A 20,557-nucleotide genomic window follows, 5' to 3' on the forward strand; every position below is an offset into this window, starting at 1 on the left:
TGTTAATACGTATTTAGTTTATTGTTGAAAAAACACTTGTAAATGTTCCGCTTTCGCGAAAGCGAGAACCTGACAAGCCGTATCTTTATAAGCTACAAAAAGAAGACCAGTGCAAGATCATATTTCCCAACTCAACGACGCCCAAAAAGAACCTGTTTTGCAAAAAGAAGGTCCTATGATCATTATTGCTGGCGCGGGATCCGGTAAAACCCGTGTGCTGACCATACGCATCGCCTATTTGATGCAGCAAGGTATTGATCCCTTCAATATTTTGTCACTTACGTTTACTAACAAAGCGGCAAAAGAGATGAAAAAACGTATAGGCGAGATCGTCGGAGCAAGCGAGGCAAAAAACCTATGGATGGGTACTTTTCACTCGGTTTTTGCCCGTTTATTACGTGTAGAAGCCGATAAGTTAGGATATCCTTCTAACTTTACGATTTACGATTCGCAAGATTCTCAGCGCCTTACCAGTGCCATTATCAAAGAAATGGGACTGGATAAAGATGTCTATAAATACAAACAGATTTTTTCTCGCATCTCTTCTTTAAAAAACAGTTTGATTACCGTGCGAGCTTATTATAATGATGCCGACTTACAAGAGGCAGATGCGATGGCGCGTCGACCGCGTTTTGGCGAAATTTACAAAGAATATGTAGAGCGATGTTTTAAGGCTGGAGCCATGGATTTTGACGATCTCCTATTAAAAACAAATGAGTTGATCAACCGTTTTCCGGATGTGCTGGCAAAATATCAAAACAGATTTCAATACATACTCGTAGATGAGTACCAAGATACCAATCATTCCCAGTATTTGATCGTAAAGGCGCTGTCGGATAAATTCCAGAATATATGTGTGGTAGGTGATGACGCACAGTCTATTTATGCTTTTAGAGGAGCAAACATTAATAACATCCTCAATTTCCAGCGGGATTATGATGATGTAAAAGCCTATAGATTAGAGCAAAATTACCGTTCAACTAAAAACATAGTAGAAGCAGCAAACTCCATAATTGAGCACAATAAAACCAAACTCGATAAAGTAGTCTGGACCGCAAATGATGACGGTCCTAAAATAATCGTCCATCGATTGATGAGCGATTCTGAAGAAGGACGTTTTGTAGCAGGTTCTATTTTTGAAAATAAGATGAACCACCAGTTGGATAACGGTAAGTTTGCTATTCTTTACAGAACAAACGCACAATCTCGTGCGATGGAAGATGCCTTGCGCAAGCGCGATATTCCTTACCGTATTTATGGTGGCTTGAGTTTTTACCAGCGTAAAGAAGTCAAAGATGTACTTTCTTATTTACGTCTCGTGGTCAACTCTAAAGATGAAGAAGCGCTCAAACGAGTAATCAACTACCCAGCTCGTGGTATAGGCACAACGACCTTGGACCGACTGATAGTTGCTGCAAAACAATACGACCGCAGCCTGTTTGAAGTCATCGATAATATCGATCGGTTAGACATTGGAATCAATAGCGCCACTAAATCAAAGTTAAAGAACTTTGCTACCATGATCAAGAGTTTCCAAGTACTGGATGAAACTCAAAACGTCTTTGAATTGACAGAATATGTTCTCAAGAAAACAGCACTGATCACAGAACTCAAAAAGGATGGCACTCAAGAAGGAATTTCTCGTATAGAAAACATGGAGGAATTGCTTAACGGTATGCGGGATTTTGTCGAAGGCCAAAAAGAAGTAGCAGATGCTCGTGGAGCCCTTTCTGAATTCCTAGAAGATGTTGCCCTGGCTACAGATCTCGATAACGATACAGGAGATGAAGACCGCGTTTCTTTAATGACCATTCATCTGTCTAAAGGTCTTGAATTTCCATACTTGTACATCGTTGGAATGGAAGAAGACTTATTCCCTAGCGGGATGGCAATGAATACTCGTGAAGACCTAGAAGAAGAACGCCGTCTTTTTTATGTGGCACTCACCAGAGCAGAACATCAGGCTTATTTAACCTATACATTAAGCCGCTACCGATGGGGTAAATTAGTAGATGCCGAGCCGAGTCGTTTTATTACTGAAATAGACGATCAGTATTTAGAATACACCACCCCGCCAGATGATTACCGTTACAAACCTTTAATGAGTAACGATTTGTGGGACGAACCAGATAAATCTAAACTGCGTCAGTCCAAACCTAAGAACGGAACACCACCTAGCTTGAGCCAGCCTAATGAGGAACAAATCAAGAAATTGAGAAAGATGCGTCCTGTAAGTCGCGCGGCAACCGATTCCATCGCTCCAGCAGGATTTGAAGCTAATTTACAACCCGGAATGCTGGTAGAACACGCCCGTTTTGGAAGGGGAACAGTGGTGAGCCTCGAAGGAATAGGCGGCGAAAAAAAGGCCGAAATAAATTTTAATGTAGGCGGATTAAAAAAACTGTTGTTGCGTTTTGCTAAATTAGAGGTCCTTGGATAGCATATTTCTGAAAAGCTCTTTTTCTTTATTGAGAAATTCATATTTTACATGTATAATTTTAATGCTTTATCATTTTACAATATCACTTCTTGATAATTGTGTAATTATTTAAAATTTTTATTAAATTTTCTGTTTTATTTTAATTAAATAGCACATTTTTATAGGCTTATACTAGTTTATGGATAATGCATATATAAGAGGTACCGGATCTTATGCTCCGGAAAATGTGGTAAAAAATGATTTTTTTGAATCTGTAGGATCCAACGATGCTTGGATACAAAAAAACTTAGGAATTAAAGAACGACGGATTTCTACAGGAGAAACTACCAGTGATCTAGCTGCTATGGCTGGAAAAGAAGCTATTAAAAATGCAGGCTTAACCCCGCAGGATATCGACTTAATCATACTGGCTACTGCTACTCCAGACAGGCTTGCTCCTTCTTGTGCTTGTTTTGTACAAGAAAAAATAGAAGCTTTCAATGCAGTTGCCTTTGATATTTCTGCTGTTTGCTCGGGTGCTTTGTTTGCAACAACCACAGCGGTTCAATTTATTAAGTCAGGAATGTATAAAAATGTACTAGTCATTGGTGCCGACACTTTTTCAAACATTACGGATTGGAACCGCAGAGATGCGGTTTTTTTTGGAGACGGTGCGGGAGCCATGGTTCTCTCTCATACCCATGAAGATAAAGGTTTTATAGATTTTTTACTGCATACCGATGGCCGAGGTAAGGACAGTTGGAATATTCCAGCTGGAGGATCCTTGTTACCGACTACTGATCAAACTCTTAAAGAAGGCCTGCAGTATTTTCAAATGGATGGACCTGCTGTTTTTCAAACTGCCATAAAAGTGGTTCCAGAGTCTATAAAAAAATTGCTCTCCAAGAATAAGGTTGCTATAGATGAGGTGAACTACCTCATACCCCATCAACCCAGTGTAAGAATACTGGAAGAGATTGCAAATCGCATCTCCTTACCTTGGGAGAAAGTAATGACTAATATGGATCGTTATGCCAATACCTCTGGAGGTACCATACCGATGATGCTGGATGAAACTGTCAAGAAAAACCTTCTTAAAGAGGGGGATTTGGTTTTGTTTGCTGCCGTAGGCGCCGGCTGGACTTGGGGAACTGCTCTTTATAAATGGTAGTTTTTTATGGTGCTACAACCGACTAATTGTCGTGTTGAATGATAGCGAGTAAATTGGTGATTAGGTATAGTGAACGCTTTCGCGAAAGCGAAATTAGTAGGAAATCCATCCAGGATACCTGACGTAGATAAGAACTAAAATGATATACAAATGTTGACAAACAAAACTTTTTTAATTACCGGTATTGCAGATGAGCATTCCCTAGCTATGTATGCTGCAAGAGAAATTATAACAAACGGCGGTAGAGTAGTCTGCACTGGTCTTGGGGTAAGCCCCTTTCACAATGACTTATCAGATAAAGCAAAATCTTTTCTAAATCAGAATTTTGAAGATTTTAAAAGCTCCGTACATGACGTTTTAGGAGATGCAAGGGTTGAAATCTTAGATGTGACTATAGATGAAAATATAGAACATTTTGCAAAAGACTTGGCTCAAAAAGGGGTTAAGCTGGACGGTTTCCTTCATGCCATAGCTATGGATAAAACCATACGCAATAAGGAAGTTAAGCCCTTAATTGACGTTACAAAAGAGGAGTTTTGTGATACTATGAACGTCAGTGCCTATTCTTTAATACGAGTATCCCACTATTTGCTCAAGCATGGTGTTTTGCAAGATGGGGCCTCCATTTGTTCTTTAAGTTATATCGCTGCAGCTAAAGTAACTTTTCATCCTTATAGAAATATAAGTATTGCAAAAGCTGCACTGGAACGAATTACAATCGAACTGGCAGATGAACTAGGTCGTAAACACGGTATACGAGTGAATGCTATTCGGTTTTCTCCTTACATGGGTAGTAAAGCAGGTAATGCCACTTTAAAAATAGAAGATGTAGCTACCTCAAATAGAATGAGCCCCTTAGGAAATGCAGTGCCTATGGACCTGGCATATGAAATTTGTCACCTCTTCAGACCAGAAAGTAGCATAACAGGTGAAATAAGACACGTAGATGGTGGTTATCACATCACTGGTTAAGATTTTTATTTAAGTTGTAGTACCTTTAGAAATTCAACTAAGATCATATGAATAACCTGCAATACCCCATTACCTTTTCATTTAAAATTACGACTCTTAGTAATGATTTTACTGCAAAAAATGCTTCAGGACAAACCATTGCCTATGTCAAGCAAAAAATGTTCAAGCTTAAAGAGGCCATCAACGTTTATAGCGATGAGAGTAAAACACAGATTTTGTTTACTATTGCTGCTAATAAGTGGTTGGATTTTAGTGCTGCGTACTCCATGTTTGATCACAATAATAAGGAGATAGGAAAGATTGCTCGTAAAGGCTGGCGCAGCATGTGGAAGGCAGAGTACGACATTGTAGATCAAAACAACCAGCCACAATACAAAGTACAAGAGGATAATGCTTGGGTACGTATAGCAGACGCCCTAGTAGGCGGCATTCCTATTATAGGCGTATTCACTGGTTATCTGTTCAACCCTACTTACAACGTAACCAATAAAGCTGGTCAGATTGCAGTAAAGCTCAAAAAGATGCCATCCTTCTTTGGTAAAGAATTTGAATTGACCAAGCTTGCAGATATCGATGAAGACGATAAAGAACGAGTGATGCTAGGTTTGATGATGATGATTCTTTTAGAAAGACGTAGAGGCTAAATAAATAAATAAATTGAATTGTTCTAACAAAAACCTAGACTTGACTTGATCACGTCTGGGTTTTTTGTTGAAAGGAATGTTTAGATCAGTTCACGTCTTCGGCTATCGCTTAGACTAGCATCGTAAACTTGTTGAATAAGTAAAATGTTTGGTGGAGCGACAGTCAAAACCTTTGTGCTTAGTGTGATCTCTTTTATAAGTTCACGTCTTCGACTCCCGCTCAGACAGGCATCTTGTTTTCCTAATTTAACAAATTGGGATTTAAAATATCTTTCAATTACCTTTGAATACACACCAGAAATAAATAGCACGTGCCACTTAACTTTCTTTCTACTCCTATAGATTATCTCGCTGGCATCGGTCCAGAAAGAGCTAAGTTGTTGCGCAGTGAATTGCATATTCACACTTATGGTGATTTAGCAAACTTGTTTCCTAATCGATATATAGATAAAACCAAGTACTATAAAATCAACCAGCTGGTTCCCGATAGTGCCCAAGTTCAGGTTTTAGGTAATATCCTAAACATAAAAACTGTAGGAGCAGGGGCGTCAGAACGACTGGTAGCCACCTTTGCAGACGAGACGGGAAGAATGGAGCTGGTATGGTTCCGCAGTCAGAAACATTTTAGAGATAGTTTAAAGATCAATGAACCTTATGTAGCTTTTGGTAAAGTAGCTCGTTATGGTTCTCAATACAATATTGCACATCCAGACTTAGAATTACTAGCAGATCATAAATCCCGCAAACAAAGTGCGATGGCCCCGGTATATCCAAGTACAGAAATGCTTGCTAAACGCAAGATTACCAATACCTATATCGTAAAATGCATGCGCAAGCTTTTTAGTGAAATCAATGGTGCGTTTATAGAAACCTTGCCAGACGATATGCGGGCACAGTATCAACTTATAGGAAAAAATGAAGCCATGCTCAATGCTCACTTTCCTGGTACTCCAGAGCTCCTGCAGCAGGCTATTTATAGATTGAAGTTTGAAGAGCTCTTCTTTATACAGATGGAATTGCTGCTTCAAAACCTAATTAGAAAAACCAAAATTAAAGGATACGTATTTGACCGTGTAGGGGCTAAATTCACTGATTTTTATCAAAATCACTTGCCTTTTGAACTCACGGGAGCTCAAAAACGAGTCGTAAAAGAAATACGTGCCGATATGGCAACTGGTGCTCATATGAATCGATTGCTCCAAGGTGATGTAGGCTCAGGAAAAACCATTGTTGCGGTACTCACTGCGTTACTAGCTCTTGATAATGGCTTCCAGGCTTGTATCATGGCACCTACAGAAATACTTGCTCAGCAACATTACAGTGGCGTATCAGAACTACTGAAAGGAACAGGAATTACAGTATCCATTTTAACTGGATCTGTAAAAACTAAAAATCGTCGGGTAATTCATGAAGGACTAGAAGACGGTAGTCTAGATATCTTGATAGGCACGCACGCACTTATAGAAGATAAAGTAAGGTTTAAAAACATAGGGGTTGCTATTGTTGATGAACAACACCGTTTTGGCGTTGCACAAAGAGCCAAACTATGGAAGAAAAATGACCTGCCACCTCATGTACTGGTCATGACAGCAACACCTATTCCTAGAACGCTGGCCATGAGTTTATATGGGGACCTAGATATATCGGTCATTGACGAATTACCACCTGGTCGTAAAGAGATCAAAACAGTGCACCGTTTTGATAAAAACAGATTGGCTGTTTTTGCTTTTATTAGAGATGAAATAGCTCTTGGGCGTCAAATATACATGGTGTACCCGCTGATTGAAGAATCAGAAACGCTGGATTATAAAGATCTTCAAGATGGTTATGAAAGCATCGTTCGAGAGTTTCCATTGCCTCAATATAAAGTAAGTATTCTTCACGGTCGTATGAAGCCAGAGGATAAAGACTACGAGATGAATCGCTTTGTAAAAGGAGAAACACAAATTATGGTAGCCACCACAGTCATAGAAGTAGGGGTCAATGTGCCTAATGCCAGTGTGATGATCATTGAAAGTGCCGAGCGTTTTGGGCTTTCTCAATTGCACCAATTGCGAGGTAGAGTAGGGCGTGGAGCAGACCAGAGTTATTGTATTCTTATGACGGGTCACAAATTGAGTAGTGATTCTAAAACCAGACTACAAACCATGGTGGCCACAACTGATGGTTTTCAAATTGCTGAGGTGGATTTAAAATTGCGTGGTCCAGGAGATTTGATGGGAACACAACAAAGTGGGGTGATGGATTTACGACTTGCCGATATTGTTAAAGATAACCAGATTTTAGCCCTAGCTAGAGAAGCGGCTCAGAAATTACTCGCCAAAGATGTCAAAATTGTAAGACCAGAACATGCAGGGGTAAAACGAGTCATGACTTTTCTGCAAAATAAAAAAGGACTCTGGAAGTACATCAGCTAGAAGAAGTAGAAGTCGAAATATAAATACAACTGATCTGCCAGTAAGATAGCAATGAGTAAGATTATTAAACAATTGCTCATTCAAAAATAAACGGTTGCAACCCTTTCACGGTTTTTTAATGCTCAAGCTTTTCAACCTTATACTAACTTAAAAAAAACTAGTTAGTGAAGTATAAATAAACCTGTTCCGCTTTCGCGAAAGCGAGATTAAAAAAAAGCTTGTAGGAATGAAGAACATGGGTTGGGAAACACTTTTGTTAAATATCTCTTTAATGATTGCCAGAGTAGGCCATGGGTTGTAATTTGTAATCCTCTAGGAGAACAAATATGGATCACAATAAAATAAATACATTAGGCCAACTCAAAAAAGCGGGATGGAAATCTAAATCGATAAAAGAAGAATTAAGAGATAACCTGATTCACAACATTAAAAATGAGGTGAACTCTTTTTCAGGGATTCACGGTTATGACAACACGGTTATTCCAGAATTGGAACGTGCCATTTTATCACGTCACAACATCAATTTATTAGGATTGCGAGGTCAAGCAAAGACGCGACTGGCAAGACTTATGACTGGATTACTGGATGAATACATTCCTTATGTGACACAAAGTGAGATTCATGACGATCCCTTACACCCACTTTCAAGAACAGCAAAGCAGCTGATTGAAGAACATGGAGATGATACCCCTATTTCATGGTTGTACAGAGACGATAGGTTTTATGAAAAATTAGCTACACCAGATGTAACTGTTGCAGATTTAATAGGAGATATAGATCCTATAAAAGCGGCCAACTTAAAATTGAGCTATGCAGATGATCGCGTTATTCATTATGGCATGATACCTCGTGCTAACCGATGTATTTTTGTTATTAATGAGCTGCCAGATTTACAAGCTCGTATTCAGGTAGCGCTTTTTAATATTCTACAAGAAGGCGATATTCAAATACGCGGATTCAAATTGCGTTTATCATTAGATATGCAATTTGTCTTTACAGCAAATCCAGAAGATTATACCAATCGTGGTAGTATTGTTACACCCTTAAAAGACAGAATAGGATCTCAGATTTTAACACATTATCCTGAAAGCATCGAAATCGCCAAAATGATTACGCAACAAGAAGCTAAGAAAGATGCGCGTACCGAAAAGGCTGTTTATGTGCCAGAACTAGCTAAAGACTTATTAGAACAAATTAGTTTTTGTGCAAGAGAGAGTGAGTATGTGGATGAGAAAAGTGGTGTAAGTGCGCGTATGAGCATCACGGCTTTTGAAAACTTATTGAGTACCGCAGAGCGTCGCTCTTTAATGAATGGAGACGATACAACAACCATACGTTTTTCTGATTTTACTGGAGTTATTCCCTCGATCACTGGAAAGATTGAGTTGGTGTATGAAGGGGAACAAGAGGGGGGCGCTTTTGTTGCAAATGAGTTGATAGGAGCTGCGACTAAAACACTCTTTCCTAACTACTTTCCAGAGATTAAGAAACTGGTAAAAGAAAATGAAGAAACCCCTTACGATAAATTGGTCGAGTGGTTCTTCAATAATGAAGGTGTAGAATTACTAGACGAACTCAATAACAGTGATTACCAAGTATTGATCGATCACATAGAACCATTAGAAGATTTAGTTCAGAAATATCAACCAGAGACAAGTAAGGAAGATCGTAATTTTATGAAAGAATTTATCCTTTGGTCTTTAGTAGAATTTAACAAACTCAGTAAAAAACGATTTACAGAAGGCTACCAATTCAATGATTTATACAGCGACTTTGTAAGGGGCATGTAATCAATTCAGTTAATTGTTTAGGAAGTTTATTTGTAATTCTAATCTTTGTAACAAGGCGTAACAAGCACGAGACGCATGAACAAGAACGAATAGGTAAAAGTGGTAAAAGCCAGTTCTACCTGCAAAGCATGATGTTATAGAATTTTCTTATGTCGCCCTAAAAGTTACTTACTCACAGATTTTAGGAGAATATCAGGTAGCAGCAGCTTATTATTAGCAAGCCGATGATGCTTTTAAACCTGTTGATTCTGATAAAAAAAAGCTTATTGCCTCCATATAAATGTGGAAACAATAAGCTTTCTGTATTTCTACTTCTGAGTTAAGTCTATCAGATGCTCTAATAATGTGTAAGCTGATTTGGGTACTTATGCTTTAGTATCTAACATTAATACTTGATCACAAACAACTTCTGTGGTGTATTGTTTCTCACCGTTTTTGTCTTCCCATTGTCTGGTGACTAGTTTTCCTTCCACACCAATTTTATTCCCTTTTTTAACATACTCAGAAATAATGTTTGCCGCAGCATTAAATGCTACGACACGATGCCATTGGGTATCTGTTACTTTCTCACCTAGTTTGTTGGTATACCGATCTGAGGTAGCTAGTGAAAACTTTACTAGTTTTTTGTCATCGTTTAACTTTACGATTTCAGGATCCTGTCCTAGGTGCCCGATTAATTGTACTCTGTTGCTTAGATTGCTCATAATAAATTAGTTGAAATGGTTAAAAATTAGTTATTGTCATCGATTGTTTTGACGACAGTGCAAAGATGTGATCGCATTATTACTACAATCGTATGTTAACCGTTTATTTACGTTTATTTACGTTTGTAAATGATTGTATTTTTGAAGAGGTAGGTGATTAAAGATTTTGTGGGGTTTTATTTTTTTTAAAGACTTTATAAAAACTGTTGGGAGTAGCACATCCATCGATATTTTTCTTTATTTTTTCATCCTGTTGTAACATTTAAGACAAAAAATGGATGTTCAGTGAACTGTAAAGAATTAAAAGGAGCACTGTTTAAATAAATACGACAGTAAATTTCTTCAAATTAACATAATTTATCATCTTCTATATCCTTCTTTTTCAAATCATTACCTCAAAAATCGACGAACGGTCTCTTTTTGGTTCAATTGACTAGGAAATGGGAATATTTTTTTTAGAAGGGTTTATTTCGTTTACATTCAAGCAAACTTTATCCACATGAAAATTACGACTGTACCTTTGGCTTTGTTATTTAGTGCTTTTGCTTTTACTCAGGTGGGAATCAACACAGCTCATCCCCAAGCAGAGTTAGATATCAATGGAAGTGTTATTGTGAGGTCATTGTCGACCGATATTACGACAAGATTAGCTATAAGATTGGTAGGTGTTGATGCTGAGGGTAGAATGGTTCCTGTGTCCATGGGAGAACATATTGAGATTGAAGATAACAAAGTTGTAACAAAAAAGCAGCGATTAGAATTTGGAGAACTTCCTTCATTGATCATTCCTAGTAACGGAAGGATAGATAATTTGGATATTGTAATTTTACCCGGAGAGCCTAACCATGGTAAATCAATTATTAGAATGGCCCACCCTAATCCAAGTACAACGGGTAGTAATCAACTAACGGTCTCGGGAATCAAATCGGCACCTGATGGAACTCAAATTTGGTTGTATCCGACCGAAGGCGATTTGGTATTATTAGCTCTAAATTCTAATTCTACTTTAGAAAATCAAATTCAAAATAACATTCGGTTGCGATGCAGTCAATATGAAATGATGCAGTTAGTGTATGATAGTGCTTCTGAAAAATGGGTAGTTATGAGCTTTCATTAATTAGGTATTTGCTGTGTAATTTTGATAATTATGAGATTCACGGCAAGCTAATTTTTCTTGTTGTAGCAGATCACACGCTATTTTATGAGTTTTAACAGACTGATTTCAAAGTGTTCCATCTTAAATGGTTTTATAATATAATCGTTCATAGCGCTATCTTTTATGCGTTTTTTAACTTCTATTTGTTCTGCTGCAGTGAGTGCTACGATAGGTGTAATTTTATCAAACGCTCTTATTCTCTTTGCAGTTTCAAAGCCATCCATACCTGGAGGCATATTAATATCCATCAAAATAAGATCGTAATTTATTGCTTGGGCTTTTGTTATAGCTGTCTTTCCGTCATTGGCAGTGTCCACTTCAATTTTTAAGTTTTCCAACATTTTACGTGTGATCAACTGATTTATTTTATTGTCTTCAACAACCAATATTTTCTTACCTTTTAATCTTTTAAGATCTTCATTAGTTTTTAAAAATTTATTTTCTATCAGCTTTTCTTTACTTAGTTCATAACAGAATATAAACCTGACCTCTGTTCCTTTACCAAGATCACTGATCAGTTCAAGTTTAGAATTATGCAACTCAATAATTCTTTTGGAGATAGGCAAGCCTAAGCCTGTTCCCTCATTTTCATGTTGACCTACAAAAGCTGTCTCTTCAAAGATAGCCTCTTGCCTATCTTTTGCTATCCCTATCCCGTTATCTTTTACTTGGAACAGTATACAGCATTTTAAATCATTCAACGATTGAAGTTTCACTTCAAGTGAAATCTCTCCATATTCTGTAAATTTGCCAGCATTACCTAATAGGTTGATAAGTACTTGTGATAACCTAGAGGAGTCTCCTATTACTTTTTCAGGTATGCCATCATCTATGCAAAGCTGGTATACATTGGTACTGTTTTGTGAAATATTACGCGCAGAATCCATAGCATAAGTGCAAGCTTGTCGAACATTGATAATGTCTTTTTTTAAACGAGGGTTCTTCAGCTTGTTTGTTTTGTTCATTTCTAGAACATTGTTGATTAAGGAAAGTAAATAGTCAGCGCTATACTTTAAGGACCTTATATTATCAGAATTGACCGCTTCGGTTTCATTACTAACCATGAGATTAGAAATCCCTATGATTCCATACATCGGGGTTCGTAGTTCATGACTAATTCTAGAGAATAAAGCATCTTTAGACATTCTTAATTGATCACTCTTTTCTTTAGCAGAAGCTAATAAATAATTGTTGTTTTTTAAATCTATCAAGAGTTTGTTGCGTTTGCGTTGATTTCTAAAGAGAAAAAGGCTAAGAATACTTAAAAACACTAATGCTACGCTACTTGATATTAAAATGGTATTTCTTGTGGCTCGTTCCTTGGCTATTTCATTTTCATATTGTGTATTTATAAGCTCCTGCTTCATTTGCTCTACATTAAATTTAGCTACTGCATTTTCTGCAGCGGCTATTTTATCGAGTTTATATTTTTCTTCATTCAGATCATTGTATCGCTTTAATAGTTCATTTGCTTTTTGATAGTTTCCTTTTTTTTCTTCAATTAGAGCGTAGTATTCATAGATTTCAAGTAAGATTTCTTTAAAATCAGATTCTTTGGCATAAACAATTCCTTCATCAAAATCTTCTGTAGCTTTTTTATAATCCCCTAAAGCATATGAAAGTTTTCCTGAAAGAGATTTTTGACTTGCTTTATAAGCAGTCGCTAAGTCACTCACATAGGTATTGGAATTTGAAATAAAAACGGATGCCTGATTTGGCAAATTGAGCTCTAAATATGATTCTCCTACGTTATAATTTAACAGGAATAAATATATGGGTTGATTGAATTCTTGAGCTAGAGGTAATACTTTAGTATAACTTTTAATTGCTTTCTTATATTGTTTACTGATCGCATAAACATTACCCAAGTCTATGGATGCAATTATAATTTTCTCTAAATCGTTAGCCTTTTGAGCTTTTAAAAGAGATTTTTCAAAAATTTTCTGAGATGCTATAGTGTCGCCTCGATGTAATAAGGAATTACCGATTAAGCTCGATGCGGCAATCTCATTTCTTGAAGAACCAATTTTTTCAGATAATTGGAGAAGTAAATTACCTTTTTCAATAGCATTTTTATAATCTTTATTATAATAATGATTTCGTACTACCTTAAGTAAACTGTCTAATCCCTGCTCTGATGCAGTCGTGTAGGGTGTATTCAAAAGAGAAACGTTTTGTGCCGGGAATAAATAAATATTGCAACAAATAAATAGAAAAGCAATACAGCTGGGTAGTTTTGTTTTCATTTATAAGTATTAAACTAGTTATTCAAGTGGATACTATTACCCCTCTTTTTAAAGTTACGTTAAATTTTAAATAAAACAGCTATCTTGTTAATTATCAGGTGTTAATTCGCTTTTTTACACAAAAAAAGTCCTTTATCTATCGATAAAAGACTCTTAATTGTAACCAAGTTACTTAGGATGCGATGTACTAACTAATGCTGTCTACCTACTTCGATTTCTACTCGTGTTGTGATTTCCTCCACCACTTCTGGAAGAACTGTTACCACCTCCACTTTTAGGCTTGTTATTCGTTCCTTGAGAACGACCGCGGCCACCACTTTGTTTTTTCAAACTAGGTTCTGCAGCATCTTCCATTTTAAATTCAAAATCGTGCACTTCCACAACAGGAATGCTTGTTCTGATCAACTTCTCGATGTCTTTTAAGAAAGGGCGTTCTTCTAACATACAAAAGGAAATGGCAAGACCACTTGCTCCAGCTCTACCAGTTCTCCCTATTCTATGAACATAAGACTCTGGTACATTAGGTAAATCGTAATTCACAACATAGCTCAACTCGTCGATGTCGATACCTCGAGCAGCAATATCTGTCGCAATAAGTGCATGAAGATCTCCGTCTTTAAATTGTTGTAAGGCTTTTTGTCTTGCCGCTTGAGATTTATTACCATGTATAGCGGCACTCTTAATACCTGCTTTATCTAGATCTTTAACGATTTTATTAGCACCGTGTTTGGTTCTTGAAAAAACTAAGGTTGCATCGTTCAATTCATTATCTAATAAATCGATCAAGAGCTTGGTCTTGTTCATTTTATTAACATGGTAAATACGTTGTTCTACTTTTTCAGCAGTTGTCTTTTCGGGCTCTATAGTTACTCTAGCTGGATTTCCTAAAATCTCGTTAGAGAGTTTTACAATGGCGCTAGGCATGGTTGCACTAAAAAATAGCGACTGTCTTTTTTGAGGCAAAAGCTTTAACAACTTCTTGATATCGTGGATAAATCCCATGTCCAGCATCTGATCTGCCTCATCCAGCACAAAATGCTCGACATGATCTAGAGAGATGTAACGTTGGTTGATCAAATCCAGTAATCTTCCAGGAGTAGCTACTAATACATCAATTCCTTGATGCAACGCATATACTTGAGAAGTTTGCTTCACTCCACCAAAAATGACCGTATTTTTAATATCGGTATATTTTGTGTAAGCTGAAAAATTCTCGCCTATTTGAATAGCCAGTTCTCTGGTAGGAGTAACTACTAATGTTTTGATACGCCTTTTTCCTTTTGGCGGCTGTCGGTTGTATAAATCTTGAACGATGGGAATGGAAAACGCGGCAGTTTTACCGGTTCCAGTCTGTGCACAGCCTAATAAATCTTTTCCTTCTAATAATACTGGAATGGCTTGTGCTTGGATTGGTGTAGGACGTTCATATCCTTGGTCTTGCAAAGCTCGCAAGATGGGTTCTACTAACCCTAATTCTTTAAATGTCATGTATTCAATTAAGCTGCAAAGGTAAGCTATTACCAGTGTTTAAGTGTACAAGTATATTTTTCTTAATCATTTATTGTTTTAGATCCTATAGGGGGATGTTTGTCTCGCTTTCGCGAAAGCGGAATGACCACAATTAAATGCTACTTATTTAAATCAGGGTGCTGGTCACTTGAACTTTAAAAAGCAACACTTTTTCTAGACGTGGTGGGCTTTCTTTTTATTTAAAAAATAAACGAAAGACCTTGTATATCTTCAAATGCAAGGTCTGGGGAACGAAAAAACCGTACCGTTATAGTCTACAAAACTAACCTTATCCAGTTCTAAATAAGGGTTCTACATCTTGATTACTATTTAAAAGCCAATAGGTAAAAAAGAAAAGTAGAAGAGTAGTCCATTAAAAAGGAACAAGTGCAAGGCTTTGCATTTCTTTTAAGGTGTAAGCTTAATTAATGGAAGTGCCTTTGTTGGATCAAGGACAAAAACCAACTAAAAATCGTCAAAAACTGTTGTGTTAATTAATGGTGATTTTGCATAAAGGTTTTACCTTTACCGGTTCATATGTTGTAGTTATGATTAAAATCACTTTGCCAGACGGCAGTATTAAAGAAATGGAAAGCGGTACCACTCCTATGGATATCGCAATGAGCATATCACACGGACTTGCTCGTAATGTAATCAGCGCTAGCTTTAATGGTATAAAAGTAGAAACCAAAACACCTCTAAAAGAAGATGGTAGCTTGGTTCTTTTTACGTTTAGTAATCCTGAAGGGAAAGAGGCTTTCTGGCATTCTACCTCTCATATTATGGCACAGGCGATTGAAGAATTATTTCCTGGAGTAAGCCTAACTATTGGACCAGCTATTGATAATGGGTTTTATTACGATATTGACTTTAAAGAACATGCTATTTCAGAGTCTGAAATCCCTAGGATAGAAGCTCGTATGTTAGAAATAGCGCGTGGTAAACACGAGTTTACCATGCGCAGTGTGTCTAAAGCTGATGCGATACAATTCTATAAAGATCAAAACAATCCATTTAAAGTAGAGTTGATAGAAAATCTTTCGGATGGTGAGATCACTTTTTGTGATCACGATACGTTTACAGATTTATGCCGTGGTGGTCATGTTCCTAATACAGGGATTATCAAGGCGGTAAAAATAATGAGTATAGCTGGTGCTTACTGGCGTGGAGATGAGAAAAACCCGCAGCTTACTCGCTTGTATGGGACCTCGTTCCCTAAACAAAAGGACTTAAAAGATTACCTGGAATTACTAGAAGAAGCAAAAAAACGGGACCATAGAAAATTAGGTAAAGAATTACAATTGTTTACTTTTTCTCAACGAGTAGGTCAAGGGCTTCCTTTATGGTTACCCAAGGGTGCGGCTTTGCGCGAGCGACTAGAAAACTTCTTAAAAGCTGCCCAGAAGAAAGCAGGTTATGAAATGGTAGTGACTCCTCATATAGGATCTAAGGAATTGTATGTTACTTCGGGTCATTATGAAAAGTATGGAGCAGATTCTTTTCAGCCTATAAAAACACCTAACGATGATGAGGAGTTTTTATTAAAGCCTATGAACTGTCCACATCACTGTGAAATTTATAAAAGCATACAGTGGTCGTATAGAGATTTACCGAAGCGTTTTGCAGAATTCGGTACGGTGTATAGATATGAACAAAGTGGTGAGCTGCACGGATTGACTCGTGTACGTGGTTTTACACAGGATGATGCGCACATATTCTGTATGCCAGAACAACTAGATAAAGAATTTAAAGCAGTTATAGACCTAGTGATGTATGTTTTTGGTTCGTTAGGTTTTGAAAACTTTACTGCACAGGTAAGCATACGAGATCCTAAAAAGCCAGAAAAATATATAGGAAATACCAAGAATTGGGAAATTGCAGAACACGCAATTATCAGTGCTGCAAAAGATAAAGGCCTTAATTATGTGATTGAAGAAGGTGAAGCTGCCTTTTATGGTCCCAAATTAGACTTTATGGTCAAGGATGCCTTAGGTCGAAGCTGGCAATTGGGTACTATACAGGTAGATTACAATTTACCAGAACGTTTTGATTTATGGTATAAAGGTGCAGATAATGAGTCACATAGACCGGTAATGATACATCGTGCGCCTTTTGGCAGTATGGAGCGTTTTATAGCTATTTTATTAGAGCATACTGGCGGAAATTTCCCGCTATGGTTGATGCCTGAGCAGTGCGCGATCTTGTCTTTAAGTGAGAAATACGAAAATTATGCTAAACAGGTAGCAAATTTGTTAGAAATTAACGAAATTCGCACCACAGTTGATAATCGTGCCGAAACCATGGGTAAAAAAATTCGTGAGGCAGAGATGAACAAATTGCCATATATGCTTATCGTAGGAGAGCAGGAAGAAAAAGAGGGCACGATTTCTGTAAGAAAACACGGTGGAGAGGATTTAGGAAGTATGAGTGTTGCAGTATTTGCAGAGCTGGTACAAAAGAAAATCTCTGAAACCATAAAAACATTTGAAGTTTAATTAAAATTATACAGTCATAGCAATACGTAGACGCAGAAGCCGTGGTCCGGCTCGAATTATCAAAGAAGACAAGCATGCAATCAATGAAAAGATACGTGCCAGACAAGTACGCCTAGTAGGCGACGGAGAACCACGTGTTATGGATACTCGTGATGCTCTTAAAGAAGCACAAGAGAAAGAACTCGACCTGGTTGAGATTTCTCCTAATGCTGACCCACCAGTAGCCAAAATCATAGACTATAAGAAATTTGTTTATGAGCAAAAAAAGCGAGAAAAAGTAATCAAGCAAAATGCTAGTAAGGTCGTTATTAAGGAAATCCGTTTTGGACCTAATACCGACGATCACGATTATGAATTTAAAAGAAAACACGGTGAGAAGTTCCTTAAAGAAGGATCTAAGTTAAAAGCCTATGTATTTTTTAAAGGTCGTTCTATAATTTATAAGGATCAAGGAGAAATCTTATTGTTGAGATTAGCTCAAGATTTGGAGGAGTTGGGTAAAGTAGAACAAATGCCTAAAATGGAAGGCAAGCGTATGAATATGTTTATCGCACCTAAGAAAAAGTAAGTTATTTGCTCCATCAAAGGAGTTCATTGGTAGCGATTTTAAGCTTACCAACTACTACTACTACTTAAAGCATCATTAATTAAGACTGCCCTGTCAAATAGGCAGTCTTTTTGATTTAAAAAATAGGTGTATTTTTTTACATAGCACTACTGATCATGTAAATAAGATTTTTAAAATTGACAAAGTCCCTCAAGGCGCCAAAAGTCTAATACAGCAAAGCGGTTTTAACTTTTATTATTTCAATACTAAGAAGTAATAAATCAGTAATAAATCAGTAATTTGTCATATAATTTCCAAATAAAAACCTATTTTTGCACTCCTTAATAAAAGACCTTCATTGACGTCCTTGTTGATTGTTTTAAAAGTCTATTGCTTATAGGCGTTATAACACATATATACAATGAGTTAGATTGGTTTTAAAAGGGATGCGAGAATTAAAAAAAAGGAAATTATGCCTAAAATGAAAACAAAATCTAGTGCTAAAAAGCGTTTTAAGCTTACTGGTACTGGAAAGATCAAAAGAAAACACGCTTTTAAAAGTCATATCTTGACTAAGAAGAGTAAAAAACGTAAACTAGCTTTGACGCACGATACGGTTGTGCACAAAGCAGATGTACCTAATGTCATGTTACAATTACGTCTTAAGTAAGACCTCGTTGTAAACCTTGATGGTTTATTAATTCACAATATAACCCAATAGTAGTGCACAATAAAAGAATCTAGAAATGGATCGCCTGCTGTTAAAAAATTAAAATTATGCCTAGATCAGTAAATGCCGTAGCTCGTAGAGCTCGTAGAAAAAAAGTCCTCAAGCAGGCAAAAGGGTTCTTTGGACGTCGTAAAAACGTATGGACAGTAGCAAAGAACGCAGTAGAAAAAGCAATGTCTTATTCTTACCGCGATAGAAGAAACAAGAAAAGATCATTCCGTAGATTATGGATCACCCGTATTAATGCTGGCGCACGTTTACATGGTATGAGCTATTCTGTATTTATGGGAGCTGTAAAAAAGAACAACATCGAGTTAAATCGTAAGGTTCTTGCAGATCTTGCCATGAATCACCCAGAAGCTTTTGAAGCAGTAGTAAAAAAAGTAAAATAATTTAGGTTGAACAACCTCTCGCACTTAGAAAATCCTCATCAGTAATGATGGGGATTTTTTTATGTACCTTCCCCTTCACAATGTCTTGTGATGACAGTAAGGAGCTGTTATAGGAATATGGAAAAGTGTTCCGCTTTCGCGAAAGCGGTATCAGTACAACTCCTTAACAAGTAAACAGCTTAATTGATGCTGTAAACACCGCTAATATTGAGGTTGATAAACTGCCCAGCACTCAATTGTGTGTTTAAATTCCATTTAGGAGTGAGTTGATAGGCGGCCCCTAAGTCCAGCTTAAAAGAATGTTTGGTCTCACTAAGGGTTGTAAGTACGTTGTTGAACAAATCAAAAAACAAGCTGCGTTCTCCGGTAAGGCTGTAATTCACCCAACTCGTATTGTAATTCAGTGCGCTAGAAAAAGTCCACTGTTTAAAATCTTTACTGGCCACTAGACCAGCATTAATAGAATGAAAATCAATCAGGGATCCATCTACAATAGCTAAAGGTGCTCCACCGTCTGAAGGCTCTAGGTCTAGAGGCTCGTCATAACCCAAATTAAGGTCTGTAAGGCTATAATTGGTATAAAAAGCAAGGTCAAAACCGCGTTGCTCGTTATAAAAGTATTGAGAAAGGTTGTGTTTCACTCCTAAGCCATAAACGGCATAGCTGGACCTTTCAATAGTGATTTGCGGTACAAAGCGCAAACTCACTTCTGTTTCTTTCCATAAACCTACTTGGCTTTGTATATAAGGAAAAGCAAAAAAGTCTGTATTTAATCCAGAAAAAGCTTGAAATTCATAAGTCTCTCCGTCGATCATAAAGTCAAAAAATACACGGCGCTGCCCACCTAAGGCAGTCGGTATGGAAGCTCGATCTCCATCTCTTATGTCCAAGTTGATAAAGTCTGATTCCCGCACACTAAAATTTTGTTTGCTCTTGGGAAAGGGAAGGCCGCTCATCCCAACAGCTACATTTACCTTAAATTTCTCTAAAGATTTGGCGGTATGAAACCAGCCAGCACCTGTTTGCATCACGCTAGCTTCGGCTGCGGGATCGTTGTAGTGATCGAGTATAAAGAGGATATCGGTGAGTACATCTTCTACATCATTAGTTTGCGCTATGGCATTTTGAACAACTGTAAAACATCCAATAAAAATTACCAATAAGTAATGCTTTTTCATAAATGGGCTTGTTGTCAAATGTACAATTGTTAATCGATATAAAATCCAAGTGTTTTTTCTTCATTAAGCAGGTACACTATTAGTGTTATTGTTCTTTACAGTTTCTTAAAGAATGGGTTTAATTTTACCAACTACTGTAAATGTTGTTTTTGTCTAGTTATATTTTTTTACTAATACGAGTTGTTGG

The 20,557-nt window shown here is 37.2% G+C and carries 15 protein-coding genes; 11 read left to right on the top strand and 4 right to left on the bottom strand.

Annotated features, from left to right (window positions below; genetic code table 11):
* The first annotated feature begins 109 nt into the window (after positions 1-109).
* The 6 genes from KG732_RS08675 (at position 110) to KG732_RS08700 (ending at position 9,413) form a co-directional block, all read left to right on the top strand.
* The gene (locus KG732_RS08675) at positions 110-2,440 is read left to right on the top strand and encodes a UvrD-helicase domain-containing protein (protein WP_213522591.1); all 2,331 of its coding nucleotides are present in this window, start codon (positions 110-112) and stop codon (positions 2,438-2,440) included.
* 178 nt (positions 2,441-2,618) lie between these two features.
* On the top strand, positions 2,619-3,590 hold the full coding sequence (locus tag KG732_RS08680; RefSeq protein WP_213522593.1) for a 3-oxoacyl-ACP synthase III family protein: 972 nt from the start codon (positions 2,619-2,621) through the stop codon (positions 3,588-3,590).
* A gap of 150 nt (positions 3,591-3,740) precedes the next feature.
* A complete protein-coding gene (locus tag KG732_RS08685) occupies positions 3,741-4,562 on the top strand; it encodes an SDR family oxidoreductase (protein ID WP_213522595.1) in 822 nt (273 codons plus the stop codon).
* A 47-nt stretch (positions 4,563-4,609) separates the two neighbouring features.
* A complete protein-coding gene (locus tag KG732_RS08690; RefSeq protein ID WP_213522597.1) occupies positions 4,610-5,206 on the top strand; it encodes a hypothetical protein in 597 nt (198 codons plus the stop codon).
* A 311-nt stretch (positions 5,207-5,517) separates the two neighbouring features.
* Entirely contained in the window at positions 5,518-7,623 is a 2,106-nt protein-coding gene (gene recG / locus KG732_RS08695) for an ATP-dependent DNA helicase RecG (RefSeq protein WP_213522604.1), read from the top strand.
* A 326-nt stretch (positions 7,624-7,949) separates the two neighbouring features.
* On the top strand, positions 7,950-9,413 hold the full coding sequence (locus KG732_RS08700; protein WP_213522606.1) for a magnesium chelatase: 1,464 nt from the start codon (positions 7,950-7,952) through the stop codon (positions 9,411-9,413).
* 365 nt (positions 9,414-9,778) lie between these two features.
* Here the strand turns inward: KG732_RS08700 and KG732_RS08705 are convergent, their stop codons facing one another.
* Positions 9,779-10,117: a single-stranded DNA-binding protein gene (locus KG732_RS08705; RefSeq protein ID WP_213522614.1), complete on the bottom strand. Its 339-nt coding sequence runs from the start codon at positions 10,115-10,117 to the stop codon at positions 9,779-9,781.
* 499 nt (positions 10,118-10,616) lie between these two features.
* On the opposite strand from KG732_RS08705, the gene KG732_RS08710 reads away from it, so the two are divergent.
* Positions 10,617-11,234: a hypothetical protein gene (locus tag KG732_RS08710; protein ID WP_213522616.1), complete on the top strand. Its 618-nt coding sequence runs from the start codon at positions 10,617-10,619 to the stop codon at positions 11,232-11,234.
* Between the two features lie 77 nt (positions 11,235-11,311).
* Here the strand turns inward: KG732_RS08710 and KG732_RS08715 are convergent, their stop codons facing one another.
* Positions 11,312-13,519 carry a response regulator gene (locus KG732_RS08715; RefSeq protein WP_213522618.1) on the bottom strand — a complete coding sequence of 736 codons (2,208 nt, stop codon included), beginning with the start codon at positions 13,517-13,519 and terminating at the stop codon, positions 11,312-11,314.
* Positions 13,520-13,720: 201 nt separating this feature from the next.
* Positions 13,721-15,007 (bottom strand): DEAD/DEAH box helicase, encoded by a 1,287-nt coding sequence (locus KG732_RS08720; protein ID WP_213522620.1) that lies wholly within the window; start codon positions 15,005-15,007, stop codon positions 13,721-13,723.
* A gap of 569 nt (positions 15,008-15,576) precedes the next feature.
* Between KG732_RS08720 and thrS the strand changes: the two genes are divergently transcribed.
* The 4 genes from thrS to rplT all read left to right on the top strand — a co-directional run bounded on the left by thrS (position 15,577) and on the right by rplT (position 19,192).
* Positions 15,577-17,523, top strand: coding sequence for a threonine--tRNA ligase (gene thrS / locus KG732_RS08725; protein WP_213522622.1), 1,947 nt, complete (start codon positions 15,577-15,579; stop codon positions 17,521-17,523).
* Between the two features lie 55 nt (positions 17,524-17,578).
* Positions 17,579-18,091 (top strand): translation initiation factor IF-3, encoded by a 513-nt coding sequence (gene infC / locus KG732_RS08730; RefSeq protein ID WP_292889493.1) that lies wholly within the window; start codon positions 17,579-17,581, stop codon positions 18,089-18,091.
* A 451-nt stretch (positions 18,092-18,542) separates the two neighbouring features.
* On the top strand, positions 18,543-18,740 hold the full coding sequence (gene rpmI / locus KG732_RS08735; RefSeq protein WP_101014909.1) for a 50S ribosomal protein L35: 198 nt from the start codon (positions 18,543-18,545) through the stop codon (positions 18,738-18,740).
* A gap of 107 nt (positions 18,741-18,847) precedes the next feature.
* Entirely contained in the window at positions 18,848-19,192 is a 345-nt protein-coding gene (rplT, locus tag KG732_RS08740; RefSeq protein WP_213522624.1) for a 50S ribosomal protein L20, read from the top strand.
* Between the two features lie 179 nt (positions 19,193-19,371).
* On the opposite strand, the gene KG732_RS08745 is transcribed toward rplT, so the two are convergent.
* A complete protein-coding gene (locus KG732_RS08745; protein ID WP_213522626.1) occupies positions 19,372-20,370 on the bottom strand; it encodes a DUF6588 family protein in 999 nt (332 codons plus the stop codon).
* Positions 20,371-20,557: the final 187 nt, after the last annotated feature.

It is taken from the genome of Nonlabens sp., from assembly GCF_018401815.1.
GTDB lineage: Bacteria > Bacteroidota > Bacteroidia > Flavobacteriales > Flavobacteriaceae > Nonlabens.